6 protein-coding genes are annotated in these 15499 nt (G+C 61.6%); 2 read left to right on the forward strand and 4 right to left on the reverse strand.

The window, feature by feature from the left end; genetic code table 11:
• Positions 1–2: 2 nt before the first annotated feature.
• Both WS49_RS19960 and WS49_RS19965 read right to left on the reverse strand, forming a co-directional pair.
• Positions 3–353 (reverse strand): Imm8 family immunity protein, encoded by a 351-nt coding sequence (locus WS49_RS19960; RefSeq protein WP_082725293.1) that lies wholly within the window; start codon positions 351–353, stop codon positions 3–5.
• Positions 350–9823 (reverse strand): hemagglutinin repeat-containing protein, encoded by a 9474-nt coding sequence (locus WS49_RS19965; protein WP_059532295.1) that lies wholly within the window; start codon positions 9821–9823, stop codon positions 350–352. The genes WS49_RS19960 and WS49_RS19965 overlap by 4 nt, the downstream gene beginning before the upstream one ends.
• Before the next feature lie 1084 nt (positions 9824–10907).
• On the opposite strand from WS49_RS19965, the gene WS49_RS19970 reads away from it, so the two are divergent.
• Positions 10908–12536 carry an NADP-dependent glyceraldehyde-3-phosphate dehydrogenase gene (locus tag WS49_RS19970; protein ID WP_059532298.1) on the forward strand — a complete coding sequence of 543 codons (1629 nt, stop codon included), beginning with the start codon at positions 10908–10910 and terminating at the stop codon, positions 12534–12536.
• Positions 12537–12627: 91 nt separating this feature from the next.
• Here the strand turns inward: WS49_RS19970 and WS49_RS19975 are convergent, their stop codons facing one another.
• A complete protein-coding gene (locus WS49_RS19975) occupies positions 12628–13260 on the reverse strand; it encodes a LysE family translocator (RefSeq protein WP_059532440.1) in 633 nt (210 codons plus the stop codon).
• A gap of 620 nt (positions 13261–13880) precedes the next feature.
• Between WS49_RS19975 and WS49_RS19980 the strand changes: the two genes are divergently transcribed.
• On the forward strand, positions 13881–14204 hold the full coding sequence (locus WS49_RS19980) for a hypothetical protein (protein ID WP_059466123.1): 324 nt from the start codon (positions 13881–13883) through the stop codon (positions 14202–14204).
• A gap of 36 nt (positions 14205–14240) precedes the next feature.
• Here WS49_RS19980 and WS49_RS19985 read toward each other — a convergent pair whose 3' ends face one another.
• A complete protein-coding gene (locus WS49_RS19985) occupies positions 14241–15476 on the reverse strand; it encodes an NADH:flavin oxidoreductase/NADH oxidase family protein (protein ID WP_059532301.1) in 1236 nt (411 codons plus the stop codon).
• Between the last annotated feature and the right edge of the window lie 23 nt (positions 15477–15499).

A 15499-nucleotide genomic window follows, 5' to 3' on the forward strand; every position in this document is an offset into this window, starting at 1 on the left:
ACTTAAACGTAGTCCTCAAACTCCCACTCCATTACGCGGGAAATCTTTTCAGCCAATCCAGGCCAATCTTTTTCATCAATCGACGAAACAAATTCCCCAACATAGTCAATAATTTCCTGCGGCCTGTAACCATTATTCACCACCAGAATATGCCGCCCCCACGACATATTACCGACATTCAACTTCAACCAATCTGGCGTGCACACTTTAATTCTAAATAAATCACCGCCCACGCCACCAATTCGCCCGATAGTGAAGGTCATCCATAGGCAAAATGAATTGGGATATTCTGGAGTATATTCAAATACACCAATTTCCGATCCCAGGTCTACCGATTTAATTTCCGCTTTCATTGATGTATATTCAAATGACCATTGCTGATCATCCGTCCATTCTGGAATTGCTGAAAGTTCGCCTGTGTGCCTGTAACCGCGAAGGAACTATCCTTTGCTTGTGGAGGCCTGTAGGTGCGGGTCCCGTCTGCACTGACTAAGCCGCCGGGAACATCTGTCATAGGGCGAGCCCCATCACCAACCCAAATTTTACCGAGTCTGTCCGCATCAGCGGCGGTTCCCGTACCAATCGAGAAATTCCGATTACCAGTGCCATCCCCATTTATTGCCTTGGCCAATCGCGCATCTTGGGCAGAGATGGCATTCAGATTATCTTGGGTTAGCTGATCGCGAAGACCTTGTACCGTGGTTGCATCTGCCTGATCGCCAGAAGTACGATAGCCAGTACGGCTGCCGCTGGTGCTCGGCAATTGCGGCCCCGACGTCCTCCCTCCCCTAATTGGCGAATCCCCCCCGCCACTGAACATCATTGATGCGAGCGCCGCTTGCATTGCTTGCTTACTACCGATGACCTCTTGAGGTGTCATCAGATTTTCAACTGATGCACGTTGAATAACCTCCATCCAGAGAGCGCTAAGATTCAACGCCTCCTGATTCGACAGATTCCCTTGTGCCTCCAGTGCATTCAGTGCAGCAATCTGTGCGTCGACGTCCGCTCGCGTGAGCGCTCCACGCGGCTTTCTCAAAGCGTCCGCGACGCTTGTCGCGACTTTCTGCATGCGCGGCGTCGTGCCTTTCACGAAGTTCGTCGCGTTGTTCTCGGTCTCGATCAAAGCAGCGGCCGAAGTCGCTGCGGCGTCGCCGCCCAAAGCAGCGGTCGCGCCGGCCACGATCGACTCAACGAGCCGCTCGCGCTGAAGCTTTTCGTTGTCGGTAAGCGTCGACGACTGCGTACCGTTCAGACTATTCAGCAGGTTGTTCAGGACCACACTCGCAGCCGCGCCAGCCGCACCCGCGCCACAGCTTCTACCCCCTGCGGCTGCCCCGGCACATCCGACAAGACCTTGCAACGCCGCGCGGGCCGTTTCACTATCAAGTGCGTCAGCAATACTTTTTACTTGTTCGGTCGCAAGGCTCTGGAAATAGTACGCAGCTGCGCTCTGCACCATAGCACCAGCCGAACCCGTAACGCTGCCACCAGCTGCCATCGTGATAGCCGTCAATACTCTGCGTCCGGTCCCGCCCTCCAGCCACGTTGAATCATCCTGGAGTGTCTGCGTCAACTGCGCAATCTTTGCCGCGTCTTGCTGGTCTGCTGGTTTAGCCTTTTCTGCATCCAATGCCTTTTGCGCGGCGTCCGCTTCGGCCGCGCGGTTCTGGATAAACGTTCCGGCTTCGTTGATGAAGTGGCTCGTAATATCGAATCCGGCTTCAATCTTGTCCTTATCGAAAATCGGTGCCAGCGCGCCACCCGTGTTCGACGTATCGCGATTGACGCTTGCGACCGTTTCATCGGCCGTCTTGCCGGTCAATTCCTGTTGCTTGGCGCTATCGGTAACCGTGAGCGATCCGCCGCTAATGCCGCTACGCGTAGTGGCACTTGCGTCGCCGGAAGCGCCGAGGGCGACAGGGGGCTGGACGCTCAAACCCCCGGTGCCATAGCCGGCGGAAAGCCCAACCTGCGACGCGTCGTAAGATGCATGATTCTCGATATCGCTCGTCGTCAGCGTCGCCGTCGTCAGGCTGTTCACGCCATTTTGTACGGCCTTGTCGCTACTCGCGATCACGCCGCCCTTGAGGTCGGTATTGCCCTTGACGTTGACCTGGAATCCACCGTCACCCGCCTTGATACCCGATTGCTCCGCCACAGCGGCGTAGTCGCTGTGCATCTTGTCTTGGCTGAAATTCGCCGACGCACTTGATGTGCCGTAGCAGATCGGCGGGACACACACGCTGATCGACACGCCCGCGCTCTGTTGCTTCGAATCGTATTTACTCAGGTCTTGCAGGCTCTGGACATTCAGGTTTCCGCCCACATCGGCCACGACTTGCTTGCCGGACGCGACAGCGCCAATAAGGTTCGTATCACCGCCGGATTCCACCGTCAGCGAGTTACCCGCCGTGACGTGCGTATTCGTGTACGTCGTATCGCTGCCGTTGCCATTTCCTCTATTACCCGATACGCCGAGTTGGAAAGACAAACCGGTTTGCTGGCCGACGCCGAGGGTCACGCCGATACCCGCACTCGATCCGCTGTTTTTACTGCTCTGACTGTCCGTGTTCTGGGCGGCCTCAAGGTTAATCTTGCCGTCCGCCTTCAGCGTTGCATCGTTGCCGGCGCTGATCGTGCTACCGATCACGTCGATATTGCTATTTGCACCTGCGCCTGTCGCCGTGATTGACACGTTATGACCGGCTGCAACGGTGCTGCCGACAGCGGTACTGTGTGACGCGGATGAACTGCTGTTGCTATGGCTTGTACCAAGCGACACGCTGACGCCGAGATTGCCGACACCCGAACCGCCCCCGGTCTGATCGAACGCATTCTTTGCTGCCAATCCAGTCGTCGCCGCCGCCAGCGCATCGAGACGCGCGTCGCCCTTCGTGCGCTGAACGTCCTTCGACATCTGGATGCCCGTTTGGACAGCCGTAACAATCGTGCCACTCAGACCGGCGGTAATGCCCGTTTGGCTAAACGACTGCTGTTCGTTTTGTGTTCCAGTGTCCTGCGCCGCGTCGATTTTCACGGTCTTGCCGTCAAGCTTCAGATCGTTTCCGGCGTGCAACGTGCTACCGGTCACGTGCAAATCGTTGCCGGACGAAATCGAAAGATTGCCGTTCAACGAGCCAACCATACTTCCGACGTTCGTCACGCTCGTTGCCTGCTGCGCATCTGTGGTCTTGCGCACACCGATCGAATAACCCTGCAAACCACCGTCGAGCTGGTTCAACGGATTCAGGCCCGAGAGGAAACCGTAGTCGCGTTTCTCGTAGTAGCTCTGTGCGTTCTGCGTGTCCTGCGAAGTCTTGATGATCACGTTGCCCGTCGCGTCGAGCTTCACATCATTCGTGCCGACAACGTTACTGCCTTGAATGGTCAAGTCCTTACCGGCGTGCACCTGGACCGTATCCCCGGACAGGGTACTACCGACACCGATATTGGTTTGCGTGTTTTGCATTCCATCGGTTGTCGAACCGCTGATGAAACTGCCGCGCTTCGTCTGCACGTCGCGGAAACTGTCGTGCTCCTCGCGACCTTCGTTCATCGAGACATTGCCGGTTGCGTTGACCGTCACGCCGCCGGGTGTGAGTTCATTTGTTCCAGACGTGACTGTCGAACCGGTCAGCGCGACGTTGCCCTTGGTTGCATCGTTGATATTGATCGCCGCAAGCCCGGCATCGTGCCCGGCCGAGAAGGTTGTGCCCACCGCAGTCTGGTCGTAGGTGTGGTCGACCTCCTTACGTGCACGGCCATCGACAGCAACGTTGTTCAACTGGTGTTGGTCGGTGACCGTCGTCGCCGTCAGGTTCCCGCCGGCCGATACCTGCAAATCGTTGCCAGCCGATACGGTTGCGCCCTTGAACGTTGCGTCGTTCGCGCTGATCATTGTCAGGTTGTTACCTGCATTGACGCCACTAACTACGTTCGTCGTCGTGGCTTCTTCCCAATGTCGCTGATCATTCAGGTGCATCGATTGGTTCGTGGTCGACTGAACTGTATCGACATTGATATCACGCCCCGCCGTTACGAATGCATCCGTGCCGGCCGACACATTCGCACCGTGAATCGTCAAATCGCGGCCGGCATCCAAGGTGAGTGCGCCGGTCGATGCGATAGTGCCTTGTTGACCGAGAAGGGTCTGACTAACCTTGCCAACGCCGGATGTAGCGTTCACGCCAGTAGCGTCTACCAGCGTCGTGTTGACGATATCCCGGCCGGCGCTGACGGCGACGCGATTGCCGGTGATCATCCCCGATGCGTTCACTACGTCATTAGTCGCCGATACGACCGTCGTGCCGTTCGTAGCGCTGCTCGAAATCGTGCCGCCGCGATTCAGGATATCGGTCGCCGTGAGGACCGTCTTCGTACCGCCCTTGATGACACCCGTATTCGTGGTGGTGCCCGTCGTATGAATTTCAACGTCATCGGCCGCGATCAAGGCACCGGTCGGTTGCAGGTCGTTCGCATGCGTTTGTGCCATGTAGACAGCTGGGGCCAACACGTGCGTCGTGCTGCCATCGGGCAGGGTTACGGTCTGGTCAACGAGCCACACGATATCGCTCGTCAGCGCATCCATTTGCGCGGCACTCAGCGCCATACCCGGCACCAAGCCGAAGTCCTTCGCGTAGTTCACCCCGTTCGTCATCAACGCGCGATACTCGTCTTCGGCGTTCGCGTAGCCCGGAAGGAAAGTGCGGCCCGTCAACTGCGTGATCTGGTTGCGCACCATCTGTTGTTCATACATGCCGTCGCCCAAACGCTTCTCGATGCTCGCGGGGTTCAGGTTCAACTGGCCGAGCATGTAGTCGCTCGAAATGAAATTCGTGTAGCTGGTCAACCGCGGATCGGTGACGATCAAATAGGGTTGTCCCGGTGCGGGATGAATCGAGTACATGCCGCTGGTCGGCAACGTGATCGACAGTGCACCGGTTGCGCCCGCGACCGATTGCAGTGCGGGAACGGTCGTCGATCCGCTGGCCGCACCGACCTTGTTCAACGTGCTACCGGACACGCCCTGATTGGCCGAATTGTTGCCGAGCGTGCCACCCGTCGCACCGGTTGCCGAATTCTGCGCGGCGACGTTCTGGTTATTGACGCTCTGGCCGGTGATCGACACCGACTGATTCGCGATGATCGTGCCACCCGTGCCGCCGATTGCAACCGGTGTATGGACAACGGTCGGCTCAACGATCGTGCCGCGATCCTGTGTCGTGTCCTCGTTCCACGCATACATCGATACGATGTTGTCGGTCTGGTACTGATACAGCGTCCGACCGACGTTGTTCACGACCGTGCCGCCATAACTGCCGCTACCGACAGAACCGTTCTGCTGCGTGCTGCCGATTTGAATCGACTTGCCGGCCGTGATGGCGCTGTAGTCGTTATTGATCGTGCCGACGTTCGCCATCGTGATACTGCCGCCCGCGACGAGCTGCGCCTGCTGCGCCTGGCTCGTTACCATGTCTTGCTGGGTCGTGGACGTGGTATCACGCCAGATTTCGACACGCTGATAGCCGTTGTGGCCGTCGCTACGCGTCGTGTATTCCGTATCCGGGACGTAGTTGATGTGCGGGTCGTAGGCGTCCCAATAGTTGACCGTCACCGACCCGTCTGCGTTGGTCGTCAGCGTGTTGTAGTAAATCGTCTGCTGCTTGCCGTTCACGTTCACGACCAGCACCTTGTCGGTCGCGTTCGGTCCGGACGATTCCGATACAACTTGCGAAGGGCTATAGCTCGAAGTGAGCGCCGTCTTATAGCCGTTCACCCACATTGCCTGCGAGCAGCCGCCGTTCGGGTCCGCATTCATCGTCGCGCACACGATGTATTTCTGGCGCTTGGTTTGGTGCGAGGTGGTCGTCCCGGTCGTTACAGTCGTGACGATGGGCGCGGGGCGTGTGTTGGTGAACGTACCGGCCGCGAGTTCAACGTTACCCTGCGCTTCGATCGTGGACTGATCGTTCAGCACGTTCTGCGTACGGTTCGCGAGCAAGCCATTCGCATCGCGCTGACCGTTCGCCGCGATATTGATATCGCCGACGCTGAACAGGTTCGCGCCGCCCGTATTCGACAATTGATTCGTCGCGTACAGGTTCAATTGATTGGCAGCGGCAAAGACAGCGGCGGCCCCGGTGTTGGTGATCGTGTTGGCGTTCGCCGTGACGTTGGCACCGATCACGGTCCCCGTGTTGTTCAACGTCGCGCTATTGGTCGTAACCGTATCGCCTTCAATCCGGCCCGCGTTGTCGATCGTGCCGCCATTCGCGTTGACCGTCGTGTTCGCGGAATTCAAATCCGCGCCGCTCTGATTGTCGACGTTCGCCGCGCTCACCGTAAGCGCGCCGTTGGCATCGAGCACGCCCTGGTTCGTCAGCTTGCCTGACGTGGTCAAATTCAGGTTGCCGTTCGCGTGCAGCCTGTTCGCAGCCGTCTGCGTGTAGTCGCTCCCGAGCGTGATCGAGCCGTTACGACCCGCGACGATGGAACCGTCACCCGACAGCGTGCCGGTGTTCAGCGTCAGGTCTTGATCGCTACCGATCGCGCCGCCCTGATTCGACAGCGCACCGGTCTGAATCGATACGCTGCCGCCACTGCCGGCGTCATTGCCGATCTTGCCGGACGTGTCGTCAATCGATGCAGCAGTCAATGACAGCGCGCCGTTTGCCCGCACTGATCCGTTTTGGTTTGAGAGCGCCGCGTTTGCACCATTGAACGTCAAGTTGTTCGCGGCCGACAGCACGCCGCCGGAATTGTTTGCGTTGGTGCCAACGTTCAACGTCAGGTCGTGGCCGGCCAGCGTCTGACCACCTTGCGCGTTGGTGAGCGTTTGCGCGGTCAGCGTCACATCGCCGTTGCCGCCGATCGTGCCGGCACCGGCTTTACCGGACGCGTCGGTGTTCGTGATCGACGTACCGCCGTCGATCGTCGTCGCGCCCGTGCCGATATTTGCAATTCGCCCGTCACTATTGTCGATGCTCGATCCGGACAGTTGGAGCGTCGCGGTTGCGCCGTTCGCCTCGATTTGGCCGCCGTTATTGCGCACCGCACCTTGCGCCGCAACCTTGAGGTTGCCGTTCGCTTGAATCAGGCCGGCCGAATTGGCGAGCTGGCCGTTCGATTGCACGGACAGCGACTGTGCCGCCAGCAACGAACCGTTCGAATTGTCGACCGTGCCGCCCGAAACCGACACGTCACCGTTTCCGCCGATCGTGCCGCCTGCAGTGTTCGTCAGTGCGTTCGTCGTCGTGACGGACAACGCATCCGTGCCGAGCGCTTTAACGGCACCACCGTCGTTCGCCAAGCTGTCGGCCGAGACCGTCAACGCGTGGTTCGACTCGATGGAACCCGTTTTGTTGTTGATCGCGCCTTGCGATTGGATCGTGACGCTATTGGCGCCGATGTAACCGGACGCGCTGTTGTCGAGCGATTGAACGCCGAGCGTAGCCTGCCGCTGCGCTGACAACGTACCTGCTTGGTTCGAGACAGCGGCGGCGGTCAGCGCGAGCGCGCCATTGGTCGCGATCGATCCGCCGTTATTCGACAATGCGCCGGTCCCGATGGTCAACGTACCGCTGCCGGCGTGCGCGATTTTGCCGTGGTCGTTAATCAGCGTCGCGGGCGTGAGGCTGAAATCGGCGCTGTTGGTCTGCACGGTGCCCGAATTATTGTCGAGCGTGCCAGAAACGGCGATGTTGATCGGGTTCGTGCCGGTCTGCGTGATCACGCCGGAGCGGTTCGCGAGGTCGGCTGCCGACAGCGACAACTGGCTGCCCTGAATCGAACCCGAACTGTTGTCCAGATTGGTTGCGCGAACGTTTGCCAACGCGCCAGCAGAAATGCTGCCGGCTGCGTTAGCCAGGTGCGCGCCGGCATCGATCGATGCATTCTGACCGGCCGTCAGCGAACCGCTACCGTTGTCGATGGACTGCGCACCGACGGTCAAATCGGTCGCGGCGCTGATCGATCCTTGGTTTGCGATGCTGCCGGCCTGAACCGTAACGGCACCCTCGCCACCGATCACGCCGCCTTGCGCGCCGTTCGCGGTCGTGCCCGCTGCATTCGACAGTTGGCCGCTCGTCGTGATGGACAGACCATCGCTGTTCAGGGACGTGACGCGTCCGGCGGAATTCTGAAGCGAAGCGCCGACCACCTTCATCTGGCCGGCGCTCTGGATGATCCCTTGCTGATTGTCGATCGCGCCGCCTTCCACGTCGGCGGTGTTCTGCGACACCAGCGTGCCGGCCCGATTCGAAATCGAGCCGGACGTATGAACGGACAGCGGCCCTTGCGCCGACACCGTGCCGCCTTGGTTCGACATACTGCCCGCCGTCAGCGTGGCACCGCTTTGACTCGACAGGCTGCCGTGGTCGTTGACGATCGCGCCCGCTGCGGTCGCGCTCAATGCGCCCTGTGCGCTGGTCGTCGCATTCGACAGATTGATATCGCCCGCCGTCGCGTTCACATCCAGCGTGCCGTTCGTCGCCGTCTTGCTGCCGGCCATATTGACGCCGTAGCCGCGCAAAGTCGTGTTTCCGCCCGCGATGTTTTGGCCGGTCGCGGTCAATTGGCCCGTCGTCGTCACTTGCAGGTCACCGGCTTGTGTGACCGCGCCGTTGCTGTCGACACCCGCGCCGATTGCGCCCGTCGAATTCAGCGAGCCGGCATTGATGCCGACGTTGTGTTGGGCAGCGAGCGTGCCGGTATTCGTCATGTCCGCGCCGGTAGTCATCGACACGGATTGCTGGCTGTAAGTCGTGCCGTTATTGTCGATGCCGCCGTCGGCCGTCACCGCGACGTTGCCAAGCGCGCTGATCTTGCCGGACTGCACCAAGCGTCCGTCGGTCGTGAGTGTCATACCGGCCGCGTCCGCCGAAAGCGTGCCCGCATTCTGGACACCGACAGCGCTCCCCGAACTCACCAGAAAGATGCGATTGGCATACATACCGCCGAGCTGACCCACATCGATCGCAACCGCCGGGGCAGCGCCGTCGCCCTGAATCGCCGTCGCCGCGAGCGTGTCGTGATTAACTTGATTCGAACCGGCGATTACGTTCAGATTTTTGGCATAAATGGCCGCATTCGCCTGAACCGCACGCGCGATGATGTCGACCTGATCGATATTTGCAGCATTCAAGCCGGACCCGGATACCGTGACGAGCCCGCGATTGACGTTGAACCCGGCCACCGAGCCGTCCGCGCCGTAATACGGCACGCCAGTTGTCAGAACAGCGCGCGACGTATTAATGAAGCCGCCACCGTCGATTTGCAACCCAGCCGGGTTGCTGATGATCAGTTCGGCTTTTTGCCCTGCGATCTCAACGAAACCGCGAATCGAACTTGGATTATTGCTGTTGACTTGATTAACGATGATCCGCGCAGCGTCGTTCGGCCCGAAATTCGGGTTTCCGTTGATCATGCCCGCTTGCTGCGTATTAACAATAGTGGGCGAATTATTCAATATCGCGCCGGATTTTGAAACGTCGAACTGGTTATACGTATTTAACGATACGCCAGCATTTCCGGGCTTATTAATGTTGACTTGCGGTAAGCCGTTTTGCGTCTGGATCACCGACGGTGCGTGCGCACCGCCGCCGACAATCTGCGCATTCGCCCATATGGGCGTCGCGCCGGCTGCGACCAGTACCGCAAATGCGGCTTGACGCAGCGCAAATCGTGCAAACACATGCGCTATCCGAGTTGCTGACGCGACCTCGCCTCGGCGGGCGTTGCCGGACGCGCTAGCGGTTTCTGCAACGGCAATCAGCATGCCCCGGACGCGACTGAATACCAGTCGGTAGTTATTTTTGTTCATGGTTCTGGTCTACTCGCAACTCGCGCCACGGCGCACTACGGATCAACGGACCATCACATTGTCTCGCGGAAGTTGCCTCTCACCTTCTCGATGTGAGTTAAAGAGTGTCAAATTGTGGTGGCAGCGAGACGTTTGTTAAGCAGACCTGTCAATTTAAACAGGCCAAATCGCAATATCTCGAAAATATCTAGACCATCTCAATTCCCACTTGCCCTGATCGAAACGCGAAAATCCGCACAACAATCGCTGACCAGGTATCAATCTTGTCGGTACTGGCATCACTCTGTTTGAACCGCACGGAGAATCGCGCGCTGTACGGTCGGGCGACTGATGAAGCTGCAAGGCTTGCGAGGTGCGCGGCGAGCGAGTCCACCCGACGACCTCCGAGATGTCCGCACCGCGTCCGTCGGACCGGGCAGTCTGCAATTCGGGGCCGAGGGGCTCACTCAGCTAAGGCGGAACATATTAGAAGCCGACTGTGCCGCGAGCCTTTGCCTCGGATCGACTGAATGTCGACGATGGCGAATGCACGGGAGCGGCACGAATGATTCGCGCGCTTTTTTGCAAAATGGGAATGCAAGGAAAAGACAGGGGGCAACGAAGCCGCCCAATGGCTGAACGCCCCCATGCGTCCGGTGCGCGCCGAGCCGGGCAACCCCGACCCGGCGCTCCGGGCAGCCGACCTCGCTTCGGCAGCGCGGCGGACCTTCTCTCTTTTCTTCACTGCGTATGTTTTCTCTCAGGTTCCGGGGCAATTTTTTCTTCGCCGCGTCGGGCCATTATCCGCCCAATCCAGCCGAAGTGAAACGTTTGCGCACGCTCTACGCCGCTTATACCCGCCATTCGGACACATTCCTTCAAATCGCTTACGCAGCGTGCGATCGCATTCGGCAAATCTTGCAATCGGTTCGGCGTTCCTTTTAAATGGAACTGGTTCCATTCCGCGTTTCGGCCACGCCGTCGCGTGACGCCACGTGACGTCGCTTCGTCCGCGCGTCATGATGCCGATTCAGGATCGAGGATCGTTCAGCTCAGGATTCCGCATCGCCCGTCCTTCCCGGACACCCCGTCAAACGAGACCGTCATGCCCGATTCCGCCTCCCTGCAGCAGCTGTTTCCCGCCTATCAAGACATCCCCGCCGAGTTCCGGCTCGCCGCGCCGATCCACCAGCGCGTGTCGCTGGTCGACGGCGAGTTGCGCCCGTGGGACGGCGCGACCAAGACCGTGCTGTCGCCCGTGTGCGTGCGCCAGCCGGACGGCAGCGTCGCGCAGATGGAGATCGGCAGCTATCCGGTGATGGGCGAGACGGAAAGCGATGCGGCGCTCGACGCCGCGGTGCGCGCGTACGACTCGGGCCGCGGCGAGTGGCCGACGATGAAGGTCGAGCAGCGCATCGCGTGCATGCAGGACTTCATCAAGCGGATGGTCGCGCAGCGCGAGCTGGTCGTGAACCTGATCATGTGGGAGATCGGCAAGAGCCTCGCCGATTCGCAGAAGGAGTTCGACCGCACCGTCACGTACATGACGCAGACGATCGACGCGCTGAAGGAGCTCGACAACGCGAACTCGCGCTTCGTGATCGCGGAAGGCACGATCGGCCAGATCCGCCGCACGCCGCTCGGCGTCGTGCTGTGCATGGGGCCGTACAACTATCCGCTGAACGAGACCTTCGCGACGCTGATCCCCGCGCTGCTGATGGGCAACACCGTGGTGTTCAAGCCGCCGCAGTACGGCACGCTGCTGTTCGAGCCGCTGCTCGAGGCGTTCCGCGACGCGTTCCCGAAAGGCGTGATCAACACGATCTACGCGCCGGGCGCGGTGGTCGTGCCGCACATGCTCGCGTCGGGCAAGATCAACGTGCTCGCTCTGATCGGCTCGAGCAAGGTCGCCGATCACCTGAAGAAGCAGCATCCGAAGTCGCACCGCCTGCGCGCGATCCTCGGCCTCGATGCGAAGAACGCGGCGATCGTGCTGCCCGACGCCGATCTCGATCTCACCGTGAAGGAATGCCTGCTCGGCGCGCTGTCGTTCAACGGCCAGCGCTGTACCGCGCTGAAGATGCTGCTCGTGCATCGCTCGATCGTCGACGAATTCCTGAAGCGCTTCACCGCCGCGCTCGAACAGCTGAAGATCGGCATGCCGTGGGAGAAAGGCGTCAGCATCACGCCGCTGCCGGGCATGCATCGCACCGCGTACATGACCGACGCGATCGACGACGCGAAGGCCAGCGGTGCGCAGGTCGTCAACCATTCGGGCGGCGAATTCAGCAAGACGCTGTTCTACCCGGCCGTCGTGTATCCGGTGTCCGAAGGGATGAAGCTGTATCGCGAGGAACAGTTCGGCCCGATCATTCCGGTCGCGCCGTTCGACGACGTGGAAACCGCGCTCGACTACGTGACGACGTCGGAGCACGGCCAGCAGGTCAGCATCTTCGGTTCCGATCCGGCGCAGATCGGCGCGCTCGTCGATCCGCTCGTGAACCAGGTGTGCCGCGTGAACATCAACTGCCAATGCCAGCGCGGGCCGGACGTGTTCCCGTTCGCGGGGCGCAAGGATTCGGCGGAAGGCACGCTGTCGGTGACCGACGCGCTGCGCGCGTTCTCGATCCGCTCGATGGTCGCGGCGAAGCAGACCGACGGCAGCAAGCAGCTGCTCGATTCGATCGTGTCGGATCACTACTCGAAGTTCGTCAACACCGGCTTCATTTTCTGAAGCGCCGACGCCGATCCGCCGCGTGTTCGCGCGGCGGATCGCTCGTCTGGTTGCACGCGTGCGGGCTGTCCGCTCACACGTTTCACACGTTTCAAACGTTCGACGCCAGCAACCGGATCCCCGCTACGCCGAACACCACGGCGAGACACGCTTCCATCGCGCGGCGGCCGCGCACGTACAGCCGGCGTGCGCCGTCCGTCGAGAACACCAGCGCATAGCCGCCGAACACCAGGCATCCGATCGCGATGCAGCCCGGCACGACCGCGCCGTGCGACGCGCCCGCGCCGTTCGACGACAACGCGACGATCGACACCCACACCAGGATCGCTTTCGGATTCGTCAGATGCAGCATCGCGCCGCGCACGTAGAAGCGCGACAGCTTCCGGTCTGCGGTCGCCTTCGGCGTGGCCGCCGCCTTGGCCGACCACGCGGTGCGGCCCGACTTGAACGCGAGCCACAGCAGGTACACGCCGCCGAACAGCTTGATCGCGACCAGCAGCTGCGACCATGCGAGCAGCGCGGCCGACACCCCCAGCGCGGCCACCGTCGCCCAGAACATCGAGCCCGAGATGACGCCGAGCGCGAACGCGAGCGCCGCCTTGCGGCCGTGGTTCGCGGCGACCGACATGATCGCGAGATTGCTCGGGCCGGGGCTGGCCGTACCGACGAAATAGGCTGTGTAGGCCAGCAGCAGATTGGCCGAGAAGAAGGCGTGGACGCTCATGTCGAACCTCGCGGAGATGATGCGGTGATTGTTCGCAAACACGGCGCGGCTGCCCATGGACAGTTCTCCGGTTATTCGCTGGGCCAGTTGGGCGGCGCGCGTGACACAGGTTGCGCACGCATCCGGCATGCGGCGAACGAGACGTCTCGGATATGAAACATCCGGCGCATGCGTCGCGAGCGTTCGTCGTGAGGCAGGTGACGCCGAGGCTCGCCGCGCGAGACCGTCCCGACCTCGGGCCGACGCCCGGAGCGGCACCGGCATACGCGCGACACGAAATTCCCCCGATTCGTCGACGAAACACACGGCCCGTTTCAGCCCGGCGTTACGTTACATCGATGAAGCATTTCATTCGTCCGGCCCCTGCCGCACTGCCCCTCGCGATCGCGCACGGCGTATGGACGCCCTTCTCGATTTTTCGTGAAAGCCAGTATCGGCGGGACGCGATGACCGCCGCCGCGCCCCGCGTCAACATTGCTCAACACTTCGATCGCGGGGCTGGTACGGAACCTGCATTCCCATCGGATGACAATCGCGCCGCCGCTCGGCGCGGACATGAACCCGGATCGGGGCCTCCATCGGACACGCCCGAACGATCCACGCAAGTGATGAGGCTCTTCATGGATGCGCTGCCCAACTCATCCGATACGTCGTTCCAGATCTTTCTCGCGAAACTGCTCGAACAGCCGCAGCCCGAATGGACGGAAAAACAGCAGATGGAACTCGAGATGGCACGCACGCTGTCGACCCAGATGGTCAACTACGCGGAAGGCATGCGCGGCGGCAACGCGGATCTCGCGCGCTGCCTCGTGCTGTTGCGCTACGCGAAGGTCCTCGACTTCATGCTGACGTCGCTCGCCGCGCACCGCGACATTCATCCGCAGACGCTGCGCACGCTGTTCCGGCTCGCGAACCTGAAGGTCGACGATGCGTATCCGGTGTGAGCGGGCGTCGGGCAGCCCGACGCCGCGCCTTCGCGGCTAGCGCGCCGCCCGCCCCGCCATCCACTTGCGGTATCGCCGCGTCTGGCACTGCGCGGCGAGTTGCTGCGACACCAGCGCGCGCAGCGGCGACACGCCCGGGTGCGTGCGCCGCCCGACACTCAACCGCGCGAGCTGGAACTTCACGACGGCCATGTTCGCCAGCGCACCCAGCGCCTTGTTCTTCCAGCGGATCGGCTGCAGCGCCGGCGCGCTGTCCTTGCCGGCCTGCCAGTCGCGCGGCAGGTTCGGCTCGATCGACAGCGCGGTCGCGATGCCGACCATCGCCACGCCGCTGGCGACCACCTGCTCGGCCACCGCGCGGCGCCGGATCCCGCCCGTGACCATCAGCGGCATGGCCGCGACGGCCGCGATGTCCCGCGCGAATTCGAGGAAGTACGCTTCACGGGCCAGCGTGCGCCCGTCGCGCGCCTCGCCCTGCATCGCCGGCACTTCGTAGCTGCCGCCCGACAATTCGACGAGGTCGACGCCGAGCGGATTCAGCAGTTCGACGACGCGCTTCGCATCGTCCGCGCTGAAGCCGCCGCGCTGGAAGTCGGCCGAATTCAGCTTGACCGACACGACGAACGCCGGCGACACGGTCGCACGCACCTCGCGCACGATGTCGAGCAGCAGCCGCGCGCGGTGCTCGATGCTGCCGCCCCACGCGTCCTGCCGGCGGTTCGTCAGCGGCGACAGGAACTGGCTCAGCAGATAGCCGTGCGCCGCGTGGATCTGCACGCCGGTGAAGCCGCTCTGCTCGGCGAGCTGCGCGGTGCGCACGAAGCGCCGCCGCACGTCGACGATGTCGGCTTCCGTCATCTCCTTCGGCACCGGGAACTGCTTCGACAGCGCGCCGAGCGCGAGCGGCACGGCCGACGGCGCGAGCGTCGTCTGGCCGAGCGCCGCCTGCATCTGGCGCCCCGGGTGGTTGATCTGCATCCACGCGTGCGCGCCGCCGGAGCGCGCGACCTGCGCCCAGCGCCGGAAGCGGTCGAGATGCGCATCGCTGTCGAGCACGACACCGTTCGGCCCCGTCATCGCGCGGCCGTCCACCATCACGTTGCCGGTCAGGATCAGGCCCGCCCGGCCGTCCGCCCACGCCTGGTACAGGCGCAGCAACGCGTCGGACGGCGCGTGGTCCGCATCGGCCATGTTCTCTTCCATCGCGGCCTTGGCGAGCCGGTTCGGGATCACCGCGCCATTGGGCAGCGTGAGGGGCGCAAACAGGTTCATGGTGGACATCCTCGATTGACGAT

The sequence above is a fragment of the Burkholderia sp. RF7-non_BP4 genome (assembly GCF_001521935.1).
GTDB classification, from domain to species: domain Bacteria; phylum Pseudomonadota; class Gammaproteobacteria; order Burkholderiales; family Burkholderiaceae; genus Burkholderia; species Burkholderia diffusa.